Below are 16553 nucleotides of genomic sequence, written 5' to 3' on the forward strand. Positions count from 1 at the left end.
GCGGTGTTGAATTCACAGACGCTATCGCAGGCAAGCCAGCTCCCACACTGAACTGTGTTCAGGCTGCAAATGCAGGACGAATCTCTACCTCTTCAGCCTCCGGCACCGGTCCAAACAACGCCTTTTGCACCGCCTGCTGCGCCTGATAGGCCAGCGCCGCACGTTCCTGCCCGGCACAGGCAATCGGCTTGAGCACGTGGATTTCCACGTCACCCTGATCATTGGCAAACAGACGCATCAAGTGCGACAGCAGATCATCGTCGCCGATGAACGGTGCCAGTCGGTCCACTTGCCCGTCGCGCAGGTAGCGGATCGCCACTGGTTGCAATGACACCTGGGCTTCGATCGCACTGGCCAGCAAGCGTCCATGGAAGGTGCGCAGGCTGCGTCCGTCGGTGGTGGTGCCTTCCGGGAACATCAGCAGCGGGTGCTGTTGCTCCAGATGGCGGGTCATCTGCTTGCGGATCAACTGGCTGTCGCCCGCGCCCCGGCGAATGAACAGGCTACCGGCCTTGGCGGCCAACCAGCCAGCCACCGGCCAGGTGCGCACTTCGGCCTTGGACAGGAACGACATCGGCGTGACCATGCCCAGCAGTGGAATGTCGGTCCAGGACACGTGATTGCTCACCCACAGCATCGGCGTTTGCGGCAATTCACCGTGCACCGTCACGCGAAAGGGCAGGGCATTGGTCAGCCGTGCCATGAAAAAGCGCGACCAGCGCTGGCGCCGCACCATCGAATTGGCGATGCCCAAACGCTCGAACACCCCAAACACGCTGGCCATGCTCAAGCCCAGCGCCACCACCAGCAACACCCGGGCAATGCGCCCGTACACCCGCAGACGGCTCATTACATTGCCGCCTTGAAGTGACGGGCGTAGCGCGGGCACAACTCGTCGCGCTTGAGCAGGATGAACACGTCGGCCACCTGGAAATCTTCATCCCAGCACGGCTCGCCGCAGATCTTGGCGCCCAGGCGCATGTAGGCCTTGAGCAGCGGTGGCATCTCGGCGATCACGTTGGACGGCAGGTCCAGCGCAGGCAGTGGTTTCTTCGGTTCGGCACGCAGGTGTTCGTTGCACAGGTAGCGTTCGCGCAGGCGCTGCATGATCGCGTGGGCCTGGATGCCGCCGTCGTGCATCGGGATGCTCGCGCAACCCATCAGGTAGCTGTAGCCGCCCTGGTTGAGCACTTCGGCCAACTCGCCCCACAGCACGGCGATGGTGCCGCCGTTGCGATAGGCCGGGTCGACGCAGGTGCGGCCGATTTCCAGGATCGGACCTTGCAGGTGCAGCAAGCCATGCAGGCTGAATTCTTCTTCGCTGTAGAACCGGCCCAGGGTGCTGGCAGCCTGGTGGTCCAGCAGGCGGGTGGTGGCCACCAGTCGACCGCTGTTCAAGTCCCGCACGCCGATGTGGCTGCAGTGAACATCATAGTCATCCATGTCCAGGCCTTGTTCCGCGCCTTTCAGCTTGGCGTTGAACTCGCCGCTGAACACGTTGAATCGCAGGGCCTGGGCTTCCTGCAAGGCCTTGGCGCCAACCAGGCGTTCGGCTTGCAGACGGCGTTCATTGCCGGTGTCGCTGATGCGGGCGATCTGAGTCATGGCGAGTCTCCGAGTGCCGGCCACTTTCGGCCGGTCGACTTTGTTGTCCAAAGTCAGGCTATGTAGCCTCGGTGTCATCTCCATGAAGTTCTGGTGACGCTTGGATGACAGGCCCCGGTTCATCGAGTTGTCGCAGAACTGTCATCTGCCTCGGCTAGGCTCGCGGGCTTGAATGCCCCCTCGAGTTTGCTTTCATGGTCAGAGGCCTGTTGTGCGTTGCCTTGTTCCTGGTCACCGTTACCGCCCACTCCGAAACCTGGCCTGACAAGGACTGGGCCAAAGGCACCCCGCTGGCCGGTCCCGCCGTCGATGCGCTGAACAGTTATGCCTTCCCCCCGCGTGACGATGTCACCCGCAAGGGCATCCGCACCGACGCGCTGTTGGTGATCCGCGATGGCGTGATCATCTATGAGCGCTACGCCGAGCCCACCACCGCCAGCACCCCGCACCTGACGTGGTCCATCAGCAAAAGCCTGATGGCCACCGTGTTGGGCGTGGCCTACGGCGAAAACCGCTTCAAGCTGACCGACCCCGCCGCGCGCTTTTATCCGCCGATGAAACAGCATCCCAAAGTCACCCTGGCCGACCTGCTGCACTGGGCGTCGGGCCTGGACTGGCAGGAAGACTATGAATATGCACCGTTGAAATCCTCGGTGGTGGCGATGCTCTACACCCGTGGGCATGCCGACATGGCCGACTTTGCCGCCGACACCGAGGCGGCTCATGCGCCGGGCCAGGTCTTTCGGTATTCCAGTGGCGACAGCAACATTCTGTCTGCTGCGCTCAAAGGCATGCTCGGCCACAAGGCTTACATGAGCTACCCGTGGGATGCACTGTTCAAGCCGTTGGGCATTCGCAACGCCACCTGGGAAACCGATGCCGATGAGACGTTTGTCGCGTCGTCCTACGCCTACCTCACCGCCCGCGACCTGGCGCGCGTGGGGTTATTGATGGCGCGGGACGGGCGTTGGGGTGAGCAACAGTTGTTGCCCAAAGCCTGGGTCGATTTCAATCGGCAGCCCTTCGAACGCTACAAGGCGGGCCAGGACGAAGCAGTGCCGGGCGGCCAGTGGTGGCTCAATCGTGAAGTGCAGGGCGCTCCCCGGCCCTGGCCCGATGCGCCTGCCGACACCTTGGCCGCACTGGGTCACTGGGGGCAGGCGCTGTTCGTGATGCCCGGCGAACACCTGGTCATCGTGCGCTACGGCGATGATCGGGATGGCAGCTACCGCCACAATGAACTCCTCAAGCGCGTGCTCGCGGCGGTGCAACCATGATCCGTCGTCGGCCGTTCACCAGCCTGTTCCTGCTGTTGTTGCTCGCCTTGCTGGGTTGGATCTGGCACGAACGCGTCAACCTGCAAGCCTTCCCCGACATCATCGCGGCCTACACCGCCAAGGAGTACTGCTCCTGCCGTTACGTCGAGAACAACCCCGCCGAGTACTGCCAGGGTTATGTAAAGCAGTACGTGCCCACCAGTGCGTTCAGCGACAACCCCAAACGCAGTGAAGTGACCGCCAGCGGGCTGGGACGCACACACACCGCGCGCTGGCTGGGCGACCGCCAGGGTTGCCGCCTGACCCCCTGACCCGCGCGGGGCTGCGAAGCAGCCCCCACATTGAATTTGCGCCGCCCGTGAGATTGCGCTTAAGGTTCGTGCAGGTTTTTTCCGCATGAGTCTTTATGGTCAATGTCAAACCCCTGGCCTTCGCCCTGTTGGCCGCCGCTTCCGTGCCTGCCCAGGCCGATTGGTACCTGGACAACGAGTCCTCGCGGCTGTCGTTCGTCACCACCAAAAACACCGAGATCGCCGAAGTGCAGCGCTTCCTGGTGTTGCACGGCAAGGTCGACCGCCAGGGCGCGGCGCAGTTGGAGGTCGAGCTGGAGTCGATCAACAGCGGCGTCCCGATGCGCGATGAGCGAATGCGTAACGAGCTGTTCGAGATCAAGACCTTTCCCGATGCGCTGATCAACGCGCAGATCAACCTGCAGCCGATCAACGATTTGGCCCCCGGCGCACAATTGGAATTGCGCCTGCCGTTGTCCGTGACCCTGCACGGCAAGACCCAGACCTACAGCGCCGAGCTGCTGGCCACGCGCCTGGACGACCGTCGTTTCCAGGTGGTGACCCTGGAGCCGCTGGTGGTGCATGCGGAGGATTTCGACCTGGCGCCGGGCGTGGCAGCCTTGCGCAAGGCGGCGGGACTCAAGTCGATCAGTCTGTCGGTGCCGGTGGGTGCGGTGCTGATCTTCACGGCGCGCTGACATGAGCGGCGCGGTGTTCCCCTGGCGCAGCGCCAACCGTTTCGAGTTGCTGGTCGACGGACCGAATTTCTTTCCGCAGATGCTGGTGGGCATTGCCCGCGCCGAGCGGCAGGTGGAACTGGAGTTGTACCTGGTGGAAGCCGGTGCCTGCGCCGAAGCCATGGTGCAGGCACTGGTGCAGGCCGCCGATCGAGGCGTGCGGGTGCGCTGCCTGTTCGATGATTACGGCAGCCTGGCGTTTACCCTGGGATTACGCAAACGCCTGGCCGACGCCGGCGTGGAGCTGCGTTTATACAATCGCCTCAGTTGGCGACGCTGGATGCGCAACCTGTACCGCGACCACCGCAAGCTGTTGCTGATCGATCAGGAGACGGCCTTCGTCGGGGGGACCGGCGTTACCGACGAGTTCTGGACGCCCGGCAATGACAGCGCCGACTGGCATGAAGTCATGGTGCAGATCAGCGGTCCGCTGGTGCAGGACTGGCAGGCGCTGTTCGATCGCCAGTGGCATGCCAACAATGCGCGTCGGGCGTGGAAGCCCGCCACCCATTTCGGCTTGCCGCGCTTGCCCAAGGTGCCGGCGACCGGGCCGGGCCTGGGCCGCGTGGCGTATGCCGACGCCCGTCAGCACCGCGATATCCTGCAGTCATTGATTCGCGCCCTGAACAGCAGCCACCAGCGTATCTGGCTGGCGACGCCGTATTTCCTGCCGACCTGGAGCGTGCGCCGCGCGTTGCGCCGGGCTGCCGGGCGTGGCGTGGACGTGCGTTTGCTGCTGACCGGGCCCCGCACCGACCACCCCTCGGTGCGTTACGCCGGGCATCGCTACTACCCGCGCCTGCTGCGCGCCGGGGTACAGATCTTCGAGTATCAGCCGTGTTTCCTGCACCTGAAGATGGTGCTGGTGGACGATTGGGTCAGCATTGGCTCATGCAACTTCGATCACTGGAATTTGCGCTTCAACCTGGAAGCCAATCTGGAGGCGCTGGACCCGGCGTTGACCCAGGCGGTGGTCGGCAGTTTCGAACGGGATTTTGCCCAGAGCCAGGCGGTAAGCCTGGAAGCGTGGAAGGCGCGACCCTTGTGGCGGCGCGTGAAGCAGCGGGTGTGGGGGTGGATTGATCGGTTGGTGGTCAATCTGTTGGATAGGCGTGGATAGCACCAACGCCCCAAAAACAAATGTGTGAGCTGGCTTTTGTGGGAGCCGGGCTTGCCCGCGATGGCATCACCCCGGTCATTCAGTCATACCGAGGTGATGCCATCGCAGGCAAGCCAGCTCCCACAAAAGCTGGGTTTACAGCCTTGGATCAGAGCAATTCAAAACTCTGCTGCTGCACATCCTGCGAGTCCAGCCCGATCTGCACGTTGAACTGGCCCGGTTCCGCCGCGTACTTGAGCTGGCTGTTGTAGAACTTCAGGTCGTCCTCGGTGATGGTGAAGTGCAGCGTGCGTTCCTCGCCGGCCTTGAGCAGGAGCTTCTGGAAGTTCTTCAGCTCCTTGATCGGGCGAATCATGGAGCCGGCCACATCCTGGATGTATAGCTGCACTACGGTTTCGCCATCGACCTTGCCGGTGTTTTTCACCGTGACACTGGCGTCGAGCTTGCCGGTCTTGTTCAGGGTCGTGGACGACAGGGCCATCTCCGACAGGCTGAACGTGGTGTAGCTCAAACCATAACCGAACGGAAACAGCGGCCCGGTGGTGTCATCGAAGTACTGCGAGGTGTAGTTGCCCGGCTTGCCCGGAGTGAACGGGCGGCCAATGGTCAGGTGGTTGTAGTAGGTCGGAATCTGCCCCACGGAGCGCGGGAAGGTGATCGGCAGTTTGCCCGACGGGTTGTAGTCACCGAACAGCACGTCGGCGATGGCGTTGCCGCCCTCGGTACCGGCGAACCAGGTTTCCAGGATGGCGTCGGCTTGCTGGTTTTCTTCGAGGATCGACAGCGGACGACCATTCATCAACACCAGCACCAGCGGTTTTCCGGTGGCCTTCAGGGCCTTGATCAGGTCGCGCTGGCTTTGCGGGATGTTCAGGTCGGTGCGGCTGGAGGACTCGTGGGACATGCCACGGGACTCGCCCACGGCGGCCACGACCACGTCGGCATCCTTGGCGGCCTTGACGGCCTCGTCGATCATCACCTGGGCAGGGCGCGCGTCATCCACCACTTCCGGTGCATCGAAGTTGAGGAAGTTCAGGTAATCGACCACTGCCTTGTCGTTGGTGATGTTGGCGCCACGGGCATAGATGATCTTGCCTTTTTCGCCGATCACCGCGTTCAGACCGTCCAGCAGCGTCACTGATTGTTCCGGTTTGCCGGCGGCGGCCCAACTGCCCATCATGTCGATCGGCGCCTTGGCCAGCGGGCCGACCAGGGCGATGGTCGCGGATTTTTTCAGCGGCAGGGTGTTGTTCCGGTTTTTCAGCAGGACCAGGCTGCGGCGCGCCACATCGCGGGCTTCGCTGCGGTGCAGGCGGCTTTCGGCGTAGGTGTCGGCCGGGTCATCCTCGGCCTTGCCGATACGCAGGTACGGGTCCTTGAACAGGCCCATGTCGTACTTGGCGCCGAGCACTTCGCGCACGGCGTTGTCAATATCGCTCTGTTCGATTTCACCGGACTTGAGCAGGCCGGGCAGTTCCTTGCCGTACAGCGAGTCGTTCATGCTCATGTCGATGCCGGCCTTGATCGCCAGCTTGGCGGCTTCACGCCCGTCCTTGGCCACGCCGTGCTTGAGCAGCTCGACGATGGCGCCGTGGTCGCTCACGGCCAGGCCCTTGAAGCCCCAGTCCTTGCGCAGCAGGTCGTTCATCAGCCAGGTGTTGGCGGTGGCGGGCACACCGTTGATCGAGTTCAGCGCCACCATCACGCCGCCGGAACCGGCCTTGATCGCCGCGTGGTAGGGCGGCAGGTAGTCCTGGTACATCTTGACCGGGCTCATGTCGACCACGTTGTAGTCACGGCCGCCTTCCACCGCGCCATACAGGGCGAAGTGCTTGACGCTGGCCATGATGCTGTCGGCATTGGCGGGGCTCACGCCCTGAAACGCCTTGACCATCACTTCGGCAATGCGCGAGACCAGGTAGGTGTCTTCGCCGAAACCTTCGGAAGTACGGCCCCAGCGCGGGTCGCGGGAGATATCGACCATCGGCGCAAAGGTGATGTCCAGGCTGTCGGCGGCGGCTTCCTGGGCGGCGATGCGTCCGGAGCGGCCGATGGCGTCCATGTCCCAGCTGGAGGCCAGCGCCAGGCTGATCGGGAAAATCGTGCGGTGGCCGTGGATCACGTCGTAGGCGAAGAACATCGGGATCTTCAAGCGGCTGCGCATGGCCGCGTCCTGCATCGGACGGTTTTCCGGACGGGTGATGGAATTGAACGTGCCGCCGATGCGTCCGGCGGCGATTTCCTTGCGGATCAGCTCGCGGGGCATCTCGGGGCCGATGCTGATCAGGCGTAACTGGCCTATCTTTTCATCGAGGGTCATCTGCTTGAGCAGGTCGTTGACGAACGTTTCCTTGTCCTTGAGCGCAACGGGCTGGGTCTCGGCCCAGACGGGGTAGCAGGCCAATGTGGCCACAAGGCCGAACAAACACAGCTTCTTCATGAATATCCTTTCGGGGCGTACTGCGCAGCGACAATGCAAACGCTGCTCGGCCAAAGTGTTTGGAACATATATTGTTGTTCGAGTGTTTTGTCAGACGAATGCAGCACACATCTGAACTCTGGTTCGCGCTGGGCATCTTTTAGCTGATTGGTTCGCAGCATGCCAGTAGTGGTGGCGGATTATGCCCCAGGCTCGGGATTTACAGGGTCATCAAATTTCACAGGAAGGTCGCGGAGACACATATGACAGTCATTCAAGGATACCGCTGGAGCCTCAAGGCTGCGGCCATGCTGTTGATCGGTACGCTGCTGAGCGGTTGCGGCATCAACAACATCCCCACCCTCGACGAACAGGCCAAGGCGGCCTGGGGCCAGGTGCAGAACCAGTATCAGCGGCGTGCCGACCTGATCCCCAACCTGGTGGAAACCGTGAAGGGCTACGCCGCCCACGAACAGGAAACCCTTACCGCGGTGATCGCGGCGCGGGCCAAGGCCACGTCGATCCAGGTGGACGCCAGCACCCTCGACAATCCCGAGAAACTCAAGCAGTTCCAGCAGGCCCAGGATGGTTTGACCGGCGCGCTCAGCCGTTTGATGGTGGTGTCCGAGCGCTACCCGGACCTCAAGGCCAACCAGAACTTCCTGGCCTTGCAGTCGCAGCTTGAAGGCACGGAAAACCGTATCACGGTGGCTCGCCGCGACTTTATCCAGGCCGTGCAGGCGTACAACACCGAAATCCGTACCTTCCCGGGCCGCCTGTGGCACAGCGTGATGTACAGCGACTTGCCGATTCGCGCCACGTTTGAAGCCACCAGCGCCGATGCCGATAAAGCCCCGCAAGTGAAGTTCAACTAAGGCGGCCTCGAGATGGCAATGGGGTTATTACGGCTGAGCCTGACGCTGTGGTTGCTGGCATGTACGGGCCTGGCCCAGGCGGCGCTGACGTTTCCGGCGCTGACCGGACGGGTGGTGGACGACGCCCGGATGATCGACGCGCCCACACGCCAGCAACTGACCCAGCAATTGCAGGCGCTGGAGCAGAGCAGCGGCGAGCAGATCGTGGTGGTCACCGTGCCCGACCTGCAAGGGCTGCCCATCGAGGATTTCGGCTATCAATTGGGGCGTCACTGGGGCATCGGGCAGAAGGGCAAGGACAATGGCGCGCTGCTGATCGTCGCTCGGGATGAGCGCAAGTTGCGCATCGAGGTCGGCTACGGTCTGGAGGGCGTGCTGACCGATGCGCAGGCCTGGGTGATCATCAACCAGGTGATCGCGCCACGCTTCAAGGCTGGCAACTACAGCCAGGGCATCAGCGATGGCGTGGCGGCGATGGTGCGGGTGGTGGGTGGTGAGCCTCTGGCGGTACCGGCCCATGTGGCGGATACGAGCTTCGCCAAGGATAATCCCGGGTTTTCCATCGGCCTGTTTATCCTGCTGATCGGTGTCTTGTGGCTGTGCCATCGCATGGGCCTGCCGGTGGGCGCTATCCTGCTGTCGATCCTCAGCAGCAGCGGCCGTGGCGGTGGGGGAGGCGGTGGTGGTGGCGGCTTTCGGGGCGGCGGGGGCGGTTTCGGGGGTGGCGGGGCGTCGGGCGGTTGGTAATCACAATAATGAGAGAGCAACGACAAGCATGGGCTTACTGACTGAACACGAGCAGCGCCAGGTCGCTGAAGCGATTGCCCGGGTGGAGAAAACCACTGATGCGGAACTGGTGACCGTCCTGGCCGCTCGCGCCGATGACTACGCCTACATTCCGTTGCTGTGGGCCAGTTTGATCGCGTTGGTGGTGCCCGGTGTCGTGCATTACCTGTCCGGTTACCTGACCATGTACACCTTGCTGCTGGCGCAATGGCTGACGTTCATCGTGCTGTGCCTGGTGTTCCGCCTGCCCAAGGTGACCACGCGGTTGATTCCCCGTTCGGTGCGCCATTGGCGGGCTTCCAACCTGGCACGGCGCCAGTTTCTGGAGCAGAACCTGCACCACACCCTGGGCAGCACGGGCGTATTGATCTTTGTCAGCGAGGCCGAGCGGTATGTGGAAATCCTGGTGGACGAGGGCATTTCCCGGCACCTGGCCGACGACAGCTGGGATGTGATCGTCAAGGCGTTTACCCAGCAGGTGAAGCAGGGGCAGACATTGACGGGGTTCATTACATGCATCGAGGCCTGTGGCGAGTTGCTCAAGGTGCATGTGCCGGTGACCCAAACCCGTAATGAACTGCCGAATCGTCTGATCGTACTCGAATAGCCCATTCAACACTGGGCAAATGTGTGAACCCTTGCATGTGGGAGCTGGCTTGCCTGCGATGGCATCACCATCGGTCTGCCTGATGGACCCAGTAGGCTGCATCGCAGGCAAGCCAGCTCCCACAGAATCCCGTTTTCACATTCGGTGTGTGACGGGTACTGACCGTTGATCAAATAACTCCGTGCCCTAAACCCCCATCCCCCCTAAAATGCCCGGCATTTCCTGCCCGAGGCGTTTTTGTTCATGTCTGTCACCGCTCAACCTGCCAGCGATCACCACGCCCAGTTCATCGAACTGCTGAGCGCAAGCCTGGCCGAGAACGCCTTTATCAAGCTGGTGCTGGCCAAGTACGTGGGCGAAGAGGCCGAGTTGCAGCGGCTGATCATCAAGCCGGTGGTGGTCAAGGAGCAGCCCTGCCTGTCCTTTGTCTACCGCTACAAGACGCGTGATATCACCAAGAACTTCCCTCAGGCTGACGGTGTGGCGGCGATTGCCGCATTGTTGCCGACGCAGTTCAAGAACGCCCATCTGTTGTCGCTGACCGACGAAGCCCAGCTGGAATACAGCAAGAAGAACAAAAGCTCGCTGTTCAGGAGCAAAGCGCAGCAATTACGTGAAGCGCCGACGGCAACGCACAACCGCGAGAAGCATCGCTTCCTCGACCTGAGCCGGCCGTTTCTCGCCGACCTGGGGGTGACCGATGCCAAACAGGCGCTGATCCCGTCGATGTCACGCAAATGGAAGCAGATCAACAAGTTCATCGAAGTGTTCAGCCATGCGCTGACCTCGTCGCCGCTGAAGCTGGACCGACCCGTGCGTGTCGCGGACTTCGGCTCGGGCAAGGGCTACCTGACTTTCGCCATCCACGATTATTTGCGCAACACCCTCAAGGCCGAGGGCGAGGTGACCGGCGTGGAGTTGCGCGAGGACATGGTGACCCTGTGCAACGCCGCCGCCGCACGCCTGGAACACCCGGGCCTGGTGTTCAAGTGCGGCGATGTGCGCAGCGTCGCGCCGAGTGAGCTGGAGGTGATGATCGCCCTGCATGCCTGCGACATCGCCACCGACTATGCGATCCACACCGGTATCCGTTCCGGTGCGTCGATCATCATGTGTTCGCCGTGCTGCCACAAACAGATTCGCTTGCAGATCCAGAGCCCGGTGCTGCTCAAACCGATGCTGCAATACGGCCTGCACCTGGGGCAGCAGGCGGAAATGGTCACCGACAGTTTGCGTGCGTTGTTCCTGGAAGCCTGTGGTTATGAGACCAAGGTGTTCGAGTTCATTTCGCTGGAACACACCAACAAGAACAAGATGATCTTGGCCGTGAAGCGCGCCGAGCCGGTGGACAACACTCAGTTGCTGGAGAAAATCCAGGAGCTGAAAGCGTTCTACCACATCTCCGAACATTGCCTGGAAACCCTGCTGCGCGCGGATGGTTTCTTGAGTTGAATACAAGCTCCCACACTAGACTGAGCCAGCCTTGATTATTGGGGCAGGCTGCACCGCTGTCTTGCGCCCGAGCATCACCGTCACGATCACGCCGCAGGCAAACACCCAGGTAATCGGCTCGATATGCTCACCAAAAAACAGCGCCGAAAACGCGATGGTGAAGAAAATTTGCAGCAGCTGGATCTGGCTGACCCGTGCAATCCCGCCCATGGCCAAGCCCGCGTACCAGGCAAAGAACCCCAGGAACTGCGAGAACAGCGACACATAGCCGAACGCCCACCAGGCGCGCATGGAAATGGCCCCCTGATGCTGCGCCGCCAGGTACCACACCGGGCCGATCAGCACCGGCGTCGACAGCACCAGCGCCCAGCAGATCACTTGCCAGCCGCCCATCTCCTTGGCCAGGCGGCCGCCTTCGGCGTACCCCAGGCCCCCCACGGCGATCGCACCCACCATCAGCAAGTCGCCGGCCTGGATGCTGCCGGCCCCGGTGATCAACGCGTAGCTCAACACCAGCGCACTGCCCAGCGCAGCGCAGGCCCAGAAGGCTTTCGACGGGCGCTCGTGGGACAGCCACGCCGCGTACAGCGCCACGCACAGCGGTTGCAGGCCGTTGACCAGCGCGCCGTGGGACGCCGGCAGGGTTTGCATGGCCCAGGCCGACAGCACCGGGAAACCCAGGATCACCCCGGCGATCACCAGGCACAGCCCGCGCACCTGGCGCCAGGTCGGCCAGCGCTCGCGGCGCCACAGCAACAGCGCCGCTGCCGGAACCGCCGCGAACAGCGCGCGGCCCAGGCCGTTGAGCAACGGGTGGATTTCCTGCACCACGATGCGGGTGAAGGGCAGGGTCAGGCTGAAGATGATGACACCCAGCAGGCCGAGGGCCATGCCAGTGTTTTCGCGCGTGCTCATGGGGGCAACCGAAATCAAGAGGGCTTCAAGGGAAGCCCATCTAGCCACAACCCCCGCCGATTGCGGGCCTACAGCTGATCGCAGATTTATCCGTACAGTTTTTCAGAAGAACCGCGTGACGCTGATCTTGGCGTTGCGCCCCTCGCTGTAGGCACGGTCGCCGCTGAGGGCTGGGCGGTAATTGCGATTGAACAGGTTGTCGACGGTGAAGTTGACTTCGGTGCCCTTGAGGCCGGCCTGCTGCGGTTTCCAGCTGGCGAACAGGCCCTGGGTGTCGTAGCTGGCGTTTTCATACTGGTCGTAGAAGCTGTCACCGGCGATGCTGTTGAGACTGCTGGCGTATTTATCGCTGGGCAGGCGGTCGGTCTTGCGCACGAACTGCCCCTGCCAGCCGACTTGCGCGTCCCAGCTCGGGATCTTGGTGCCCAGCACCACCACCCATTTGGCCGGCGGAATGTCACGGGCCCACACGTGGGTGCTGGTGGCCCACGGGTTGGTGTAGGGGTTGTCACGTTTGCCGGTGGCCCAGGAGTAGGACAGCGAGCCGAACAGGTACGTCGAGTCGTAGTAGCCCTCGACCTCGAAGCCCTTGATGGTCATGCCGCCGATGTTGCGGTAGTTGGACTTGGCCGCCATGTCGCCGGCGCAGACCGTGTCGATACTGCCCGAGACCGAGTTCTGTCGCGCGCAACCGATGCCGGTGGCCTTGAAAATCTCATCCTCGATGCGGTTGTGGAACAGGGTGGTACGCAGTTGCAGGTTGTCTTCGCGGGTGAACAGGCCGGAGAAATTGGTGATGTTGCCGGCGGTGATCGCGGTGATGCGTTCCGGGTCCAGATCGACGCTGGTGGCGGTGCGGCTGCCGATGCCTTGCACTTCGTACTGTTCATCGATCACCGGGGCGCGCCAGGTTTTGTTCCAGCTGGCGAACATCGCTACATCGGGGGTGATGTTCCAATAGGCCGCTAGGCGGGGCGACCAGCCGGTGTAGGTGCGGTCGCTGTAGTCATGCCCGAACGATGGGTCGGGGTTGCTGTAGTACGGCGCATCGTTGGCTTCGCCACGGTTGCGCACGTGGTCGTAGCGCAGCGATGGGGTGATGGTCACGTCGCCGAGGGTCACCGCGTCTTGAAGATAGAACGAGTTCGTATCGACTTTGCCATGGGGCATGAAGTACGGCTGGAAGTGCCCGTAGTTGTAGCGGGGCGTGTTGTAGGTGGCGCCGGGCATCCAGCTTTCGGTTTCACGGATGTGCTTGCGCACCTGCACCCCGGTGGTGACCGCGTGTTCCAGCGGCCCGGTGTTGAAGCGGCTGATGTTGCGTGCTTCCAGAATTTTGTCGTCGTACGAGGTGTCCATCTTGCGCCCGCCGGTGGCCAGGGAGAACGAGGCGTTTGCGTCACGCTCGTCGGTCTGGTCGGTATTGGACGCGGAGTAGCTGAGTTTCAGGTCCACCAGCGGGTTGTCGAGGGGCTGGTATTCGTACTTGGCCGAGTAGGTGGTGTCGATGGTCTCGCGGTCTGCCAGGAAGCGTTTGAGGGCGCCTTCGTAACCGTAGCGGTCAATGGCTGATTGCAGCGGCGGCGTGGGGTAGCTTTTGGCCGAGAAGGGCGTCCAGCGCTGGCTTCGCGAGCGCGAGTAAGACAGGCCCATGCTGTGCTCGTCGGTGAAGTGTGCGTTGACCTTGAACAACGCGCCATCCACATTCGTCGCGCTGTTGGGCAGGCGCTTGGGGTTGATCGGGTATTCATTGCGCGGGTCCGGCGGGGTGGCGGCGAGCTTCATGTCGCCACCGTCGCGTTGGGTCAGGTAGGCCAGGCCATCCAGGCGGCCATCATCGGTGCGGCCATAAATGGCCGAGCTGTAGACCTGTTCGTGGTCGTTGCTGGAGTAGCCATATTTGAGCATGGCACCGGCGTTGCGGCCGTCTTCGAGCAGGTCGGGGGCGTCCTTGGTTTCCATGTGCACCGTGCCGCCGAAGCCGCCGTTGCCGGTAAAGGCCGAGTACGGGCCTTTCTCGACCTCGATGCTCTTGATCAGCTCGGGTTCGATGAACACCGTGCCTTGCTGATAGCGCTCGAAGCCGCTTTTGGTCGCACCGTCCACGGTCATGGGTATGTCTTCAGCCTCGCCCATCCCGCGAATGTTGATGGTCTGGCCACCCGGTTTGGGCGAGCCGCCCATGAATACGCCGGGCAGGGTTTGCAGGAGGGCGGGAATGTTGTTGGGCTGGTAGCGGTCGATGTCCGCCTGGTTCATGGTGGAGCGGCCCACGGTGCTGGAGTCGACCTGGGTACCGGTGCCGATCACGCTCAGGGCGTCGAGCTGAACGGTGCCGCTGTTGCTGGTCTTGGCCTCTTCGGGTTTCACCACGTAGGTGCTACCGACCTTGATCAGGGTGAACGTACCGTTTTTGAGCAAGGTACGAATCGCCACTTCCGGGGTGAATTCGCCGCTGAGTGCCGGCGCCTGCACGTTCTTGAACAGCGTCTCGTCGAACAGCAGCTGGATTTTCGCCTGCTGCGCCACCTGGCTCAGGGACGTGGCCAGCGGCTGCGCCGGCAGCTGCAGTTTGAACGACTCGGCGTGGGCGGCGAGGCTGAACGCCATGCACGTGGCGATAAGGGTCGGACGCAAAAACAGGTGCGAAGCGTGGCAAGGCGCGCGAAACATGAAATCCCCCGGTGTGGCCAAATGGCCGAAAAGGTGTGCGTATCAAACGCAGACCGGGAGAAGACGGGGCAGGCAAAAAAATCCACACCTGAGAATGCAAAATATTCTCAAATAAGAATGCCGTGAGGTTATTTGCTTGATTCGATCCTGACGATGCCGTCGGCCGACGCCACGGTTTTCACCGGCAGCAGGGCGGGCAGGGCATTGAGCAGGGCATCGGGGTCGTTCACATCGAGGCTGCCCGAGACCTTCAATTGCGCCACGGCATTGCTCACCTGCAACGGCGCCTGGGGCCGATAGAGACTCAATTCGTCGATCAGGCTGGCCAGTTCGCGATTGCGAAACGACAAGTGGCCACTGCGCCAGTCGGCGACTTCTTCAGCGCTGAGGCTTTGCTGTTGCACAGTGCCCTTGGCGAAGCTGTAGCTGGCGCGTTGGCGAGCGCCGAGCAACAGGGCCGGGCTTTTTGCGTCCGGCTCGAAGGCGACCTGGCCGTGGGCCACGCTGACCACCAGCTGCTGCTGGCTGCGTCGCACATCGAAACCGGTGCCGACGACGCGCACGCTGGCCTCGCCGGCTTGCACGAACAGGGGGCGTTCCTTGTCGGCAGCCACCTCGATGTACATCTGGCCCTTGTCCAGGTGCACGATGCGCTGATGCGCCGTGAAATCCACGCGCAGACGGGTGTTGGCATTCACGTACAAGGTGCTGCCATCGGGCAGGTTCAAGGTGCGCATGCCTTTGGCGTGGGCAGCCACTTGGGTGTGGTAGAGCTCGCGCGGCGCGTCTATCTGCGTGGCCAGCACCGCGCACAACAGGGCGGCGGCCACGGCCAGGGCCGGGCGCCATACCGAGGGCTTGCGCCGGGGCAAGGCCACGGGTTTGTTCAGTTGTTGCAGTTGGGCGAGGTCCGCCCAGAGTTGTTCGAACTCGGCGTACGCACGGGCATGGGCCGGCTCCGCCTGCCAGGCGGCAAAGGCTTTGCGGTCGGCGCGCTCCGGCTCGTTGCGGTTGCGTGCAAACCAGCTGGCGGCCTGGGCATCGATGGAGTCGCTGTCCTCGATGTCCAGGGCGTCGATGTCGCTCAGGCGGTTCATTCTGGCTGCTCCGTGCCGGGTTCGTGTTGAAGGCGTCGCTTGCAGTGCAGCAGGGCAAAGGCGATGTGCTTTTCCACCATGCTGGTCGAAATGCCCATGCGCTCGGCGATCTGCGTCTGGCTCAGGCCTTCGAAGCGGTGCAGCATAAGGGCTTCTCGCCTGCGGGGCGAGAGTTCGGCGAGGACTTCTTTCAACTGTTCCAGGCGTTGCAAGCGCTGCGCGGCGGCCATGGGGTCGTTTTGCTCGTCGGTGACAGGCTCGGTATACAGGTCGGCCTGATCAGAGTGGACGGTCTGCCGTACCTTCTGTTTGCGCCAGTGATCGCGCAACAAGTTGCGCGCCATCTGGAACAGAAACGCCCGTGGCTGCTCGACGTTGGCGCGGTCGCGGTAGTCCAGCCATTGGGTAAAGACATCCTGTGTCATGTCCGCCGCGTCGCTGGCGTTGTCGGTGCGCTTGCGCAGGTAATACAGAATATCTGCATAAAACCCGCGAACGGCATCGACCGACGACGGGTCGGGCTTGGGACGAGACATGGATACCCTTCTTGACGAAGCACGACGTAGAAAAGTCGTGAATGGTATCGAGAACCATTGTCATTTGTCTCTATTTTACGGATGTACACAGCAAAAAATGTGGGAGCGGGCTTGCTCGCGAAAGCGGTGTGTCAGTCGATTTATCCATTGACTGGCGCACTGCA

General features: G+C 62.3%; 15 protein-coding genes. 8 read left to right on the forward strand and 7 right to left on the reverse strand.

The window, feature by feature from the left end; translation table 11 throughout:
- Positions 1-58 precede the first annotated feature (58 nt).
- Both ACW9IB_RS27680 and olsB read right to left on the reverse strand, forming a co-directional pair.
- A complete protein-coding gene (locus tag ACW9IB_RS27680) occupies positions 59-850 on the reverse strand; it encodes a lysophospholipid acyltransferase family protein (protein WP_457416443.1) in 792 nt (263 codons plus the stop codon).
- Positions 850-1605: an L-ornithine N(alpha)-acyltransferase gene (olsB, locus tag ACW9IB_RS27685; protein ID WP_017137255.1), complete on the reverse strand. Its 756-nt coding sequence runs from the start codon at positions 1603-1605 to the stop codon at positions 850-852. Before olsB ends, ACW9IB_RS27680 begins: the two co-directional genes overlap by 1 nt.
- 194 nt (positions 1606-1799) lie before the next feature.
- Between olsB and ACW9IB_RS27690 the strand changes: the two genes are divergently transcribed.
- From ACW9IB_RS27690 to ACW9IB_RS27705, 4 genes are all read left to right on the forward strand, one after another.
- Positions 1800-2882 (forward strand): serine hydrolase domain-containing protein, encoded by a 1083-nt coding sequence (locus ACW9IB_RS27690; protein ID WP_457364742.1) that lies wholly within the window; start codon positions 1800-1802, stop codon positions 2880-2882.
- Positions 2879-3193: an amidase gene (locus ACW9IB_RS27695; protein ID WP_457364741.1), complete on the forward strand. Its 315-nt coding sequence runs from the start codon at positions 2879-2881 to the stop codon at positions 3191-3193. Before ACW9IB_RS27690 ends, ACW9IB_RS27695 begins: the two co-directional genes overlap by 4 nt.
- 95 nt (positions 3194-3288) lie before the next feature.
- Complete coding sequence (locus ACW9IB_RS27700) at positions 3289-3870, forward strand: YceI family protein (protein WP_457364740.1); 582 nt, start codon at positions 3289-3291, stop codon at positions 3868-3870.
- A 1-nt stretch (position 3871) separates the two neighbouring features.
- Positions 3872-5029, forward strand: a complete 1158-nt coding sequence (locus tag ACW9IB_RS27705; RefSeq protein WP_457416445.1) for a phospholipase D-like domain-containing protein — start codon at positions 3872-3874, stop codon at positions 5027-5029.
- 148 nt (positions 5030-5177) lie between these two features.
- On the opposite strand, the gene bglX is transcribed toward ACW9IB_RS27705, so the two are convergent.
- The gene (gene bglX, locus ACW9IB_RS27710) at positions 5178-7469 is read right to left on the reverse strand and encodes a beta-glucosidase BglX (RefSeq protein ID WP_457416447.1); all 2292 of its coding nucleotides are present in this window, start codon (positions 7467-7469) and stop codon (positions 5178-5180) included.
- A gap of 242 nt (positions 7470-7711) precedes the next feature.
- Here bglX and ACW9IB_RS27715 point away from each other — a divergent pair, with 242 nt between their 5' ends.
- The 4 genes from ACW9IB_RS27715 to ACW9IB_RS27730 all read left to right on the forward strand — a co-directional run bounded on the left by ACW9IB_RS27715 (position 7712) and on the right by ACW9IB_RS27730 (position 11168).
- On the forward strand, positions 7712-8323 hold the full coding sequence (locus ACW9IB_RS27715; protein ID WP_457364737.1) for a LemA family protein: 612 nt from the start codon (positions 7712-7714) through the stop codon (positions 8321-8323).
- Positions 8324-8341: 18 nt separating this feature from the next.
- Entirely contained in the window at positions 8342-9070 is a 729-nt protein-coding gene (locus ACW9IB_RS27720; RefSeq protein ID WP_457416455.1) for a TPM domain-containing protein, read from the forward strand.
- Between the two features lie 28 nt (positions 9071-9098).
- Positions 9099-9716 carry a TPM domain-containing protein gene (locus ACW9IB_RS27725; RefSeq protein WP_457364736.1) on the forward strand — a complete coding sequence of 206 codons (618 nt, stop codon included), beginning with the start codon at positions 9099-9101 and terminating at the stop codon, positions 9714-9716.
- 243 nt (positions 9717-9959) lie between these two features.
- A complete protein-coding gene (locus ACW9IB_RS27730) occupies positions 9960-11168 on the forward strand; it encodes a class I SAM-dependent methyltransferase (protein ID WP_457416449.1) in 1209 nt (402 codons plus the stop codon).
- A gap of 15 nt (positions 11169-11183) precedes the next feature.
- Here ACW9IB_RS27730 and ACW9IB_RS27735 read toward each other — a convergent pair whose 3' ends face one another.
- The 4 genes from ACW9IB_RS27735 to ACW9IB_RS27750 all read right to left on the reverse strand — a co-directional run bounded on the left by ACW9IB_RS27735 (position 11184) and on the right by ACW9IB_RS27750 (position 16389).
- A complete protein-coding gene (locus tag ACW9IB_RS27735) occupies positions 11184-12083 on the reverse strand; it encodes a DMT family transporter (protein ID WP_457364734.1) in 900 nt (299 codons plus the stop codon).
- A 102-nt stretch (positions 12084-12185) separates the two neighbouring features.
- A complete protein-coding gene (locus ACW9IB_RS27740) occupies positions 12186-14756 on the reverse strand; it encodes a TonB-dependent hemoglobin/transferrin/lactoferrin family receptor (protein ID WP_457416451.1) in 2571 nt (856 codons plus the stop codon).
- A gap of 128 nt (positions 14757-14884) precedes the next feature.
- Entirely contained in the window at positions 14885-15853 is a 969-nt protein-coding gene (locus ACW9IB_RS27745) for a FecR family protein (RefSeq protein ID WP_457416453.1), read from the reverse strand.
- A complete protein-coding gene (locus ACW9IB_RS27750) occupies positions 15850-16389 on the reverse strand; it encodes an RNA polymerase sigma factor (protein WP_457364731.1) in 540 nt (179 codons plus the stop codon). Before ACW9IB_RS27750 ends, ACW9IB_RS27745 begins: the two co-directional genes overlap by 4 nt.
- Positions 16390-16553 lie beyond the last annotated feature (164 nt).

Source organism: Pseudomonas sp. SDO524_S393 (genome assembly GCF_054071875.1).

Excerpts from the sequence above, each read along its gene's own strand:
- ACW9IB_RS27715 (WP_457364737.1), top strand. The coding sequence starts at position 7,712 with ATGACAGTCATTCAAGGATACCGCTGGAGCCTCAAGGCTGCGGCCATG.
- ACW9IB_RS27740 (WP_457416451.1), bottom strand. The coding sequence starts at position 14,756 with ATGTTTCGCGCGCCTTGCCACGCTTCGCACCTGTTTTTGCGTCCGACC.
- ACW9IB_RS27725 (WP_457364736.1), top strand. The coding sequence starts at position 9,099 with ATGGGCTTACTGACTGAACACGAGCAGCGCCAGGTCGCTGAAGCGATT.
- ACW9IB_RS27700 (WP_457364740.1), top strand. The coding sequence starts at position 3,289 with ATGGTCAATGTCAAACCCCTGGCCTTCGCCCTGTTGGCCGCCGCTTCC.
- ACW9IB_RS27690 (WP_457364742.1), top strand. The coding sequence starts at position 1,800 with ATGGTCAGAGGCCTGTTGTGCGTTGCCTTGTTCCTGGTCACCGTTACC.
- ACW9IB_RS27705 (WP_457416445.1), top strand. The coding sequence starts at position 3,872 with ATGAGCGGCGCGGTGTTCCCCTGGCGCAGCGCCAACCGTTTCGAGTTG.
- ACW9IB_RS27730 (WP_457416449.1), top strand. The coding sequence starts at position 9,960 with ATGTCTGTCACCGCTCAACCTGCCAGCGATCACCACGCCCAGTTCATC.
- ACW9IB_RS27735 (WP_457364734.1), bottom strand. The coding sequence starts at position 12,083 with ATGAGCACGCGCGAAAACACTGGCATGGCCCTCGGCCTGCTGGGTGTC.
- ACW9IB_RS27695 (WP_457364741.1), top strand. The coding sequence starts at position 2,879 with ATGATCCGTCGTCGGCCGTTCACCAGCCTGTTCCTGCTGTTGTTGCTC.
- ACW9IB_RS27745 (WP_457416453.1), bottom strand. The coding sequence starts at position 15,853 with ATGAACCGCCTGAGCGACATCGACGCCCTGGACATCGAGGACAGCGAC.
- bglX (WP_457416447.1), bottom strand. The coding sequence starts at position 7,469 with ATGAAGAAGCTGTGTTTGTTCGGCCTTGTGGCCACATTGGCCTGCTAC.
- ACW9IB_RS27750 (WP_457364731.1), bottom strand. The coding sequence starts at position 16,389 with ATGTCTCGTCCCAAGCCCGACCCGTCGTCGGTCGATGCCGTTCGCGGG.
- ACW9IB_RS27680 (WP_457416443.1), bottom strand. The coding sequence starts at position 850 with ATGAGCCGTCTGCGGGTGTACGGGCGCATTGCCCGGGTGTTGCTGGTG.
- ACW9IB_RS27720 (WP_457416455.1), top strand. The coding sequence starts at position 8,342 with ATGGGGTTATTACGGCTGAGCCTGACGCTGTGGTTGCTGGCATGTACG.
- olsB (WP_017137255.1), bottom strand. The coding sequence starts at position 1,605 with ATGACTCAGATCGCCCGCATCAGCGACACCGGCAATGAACGCCGTCTG.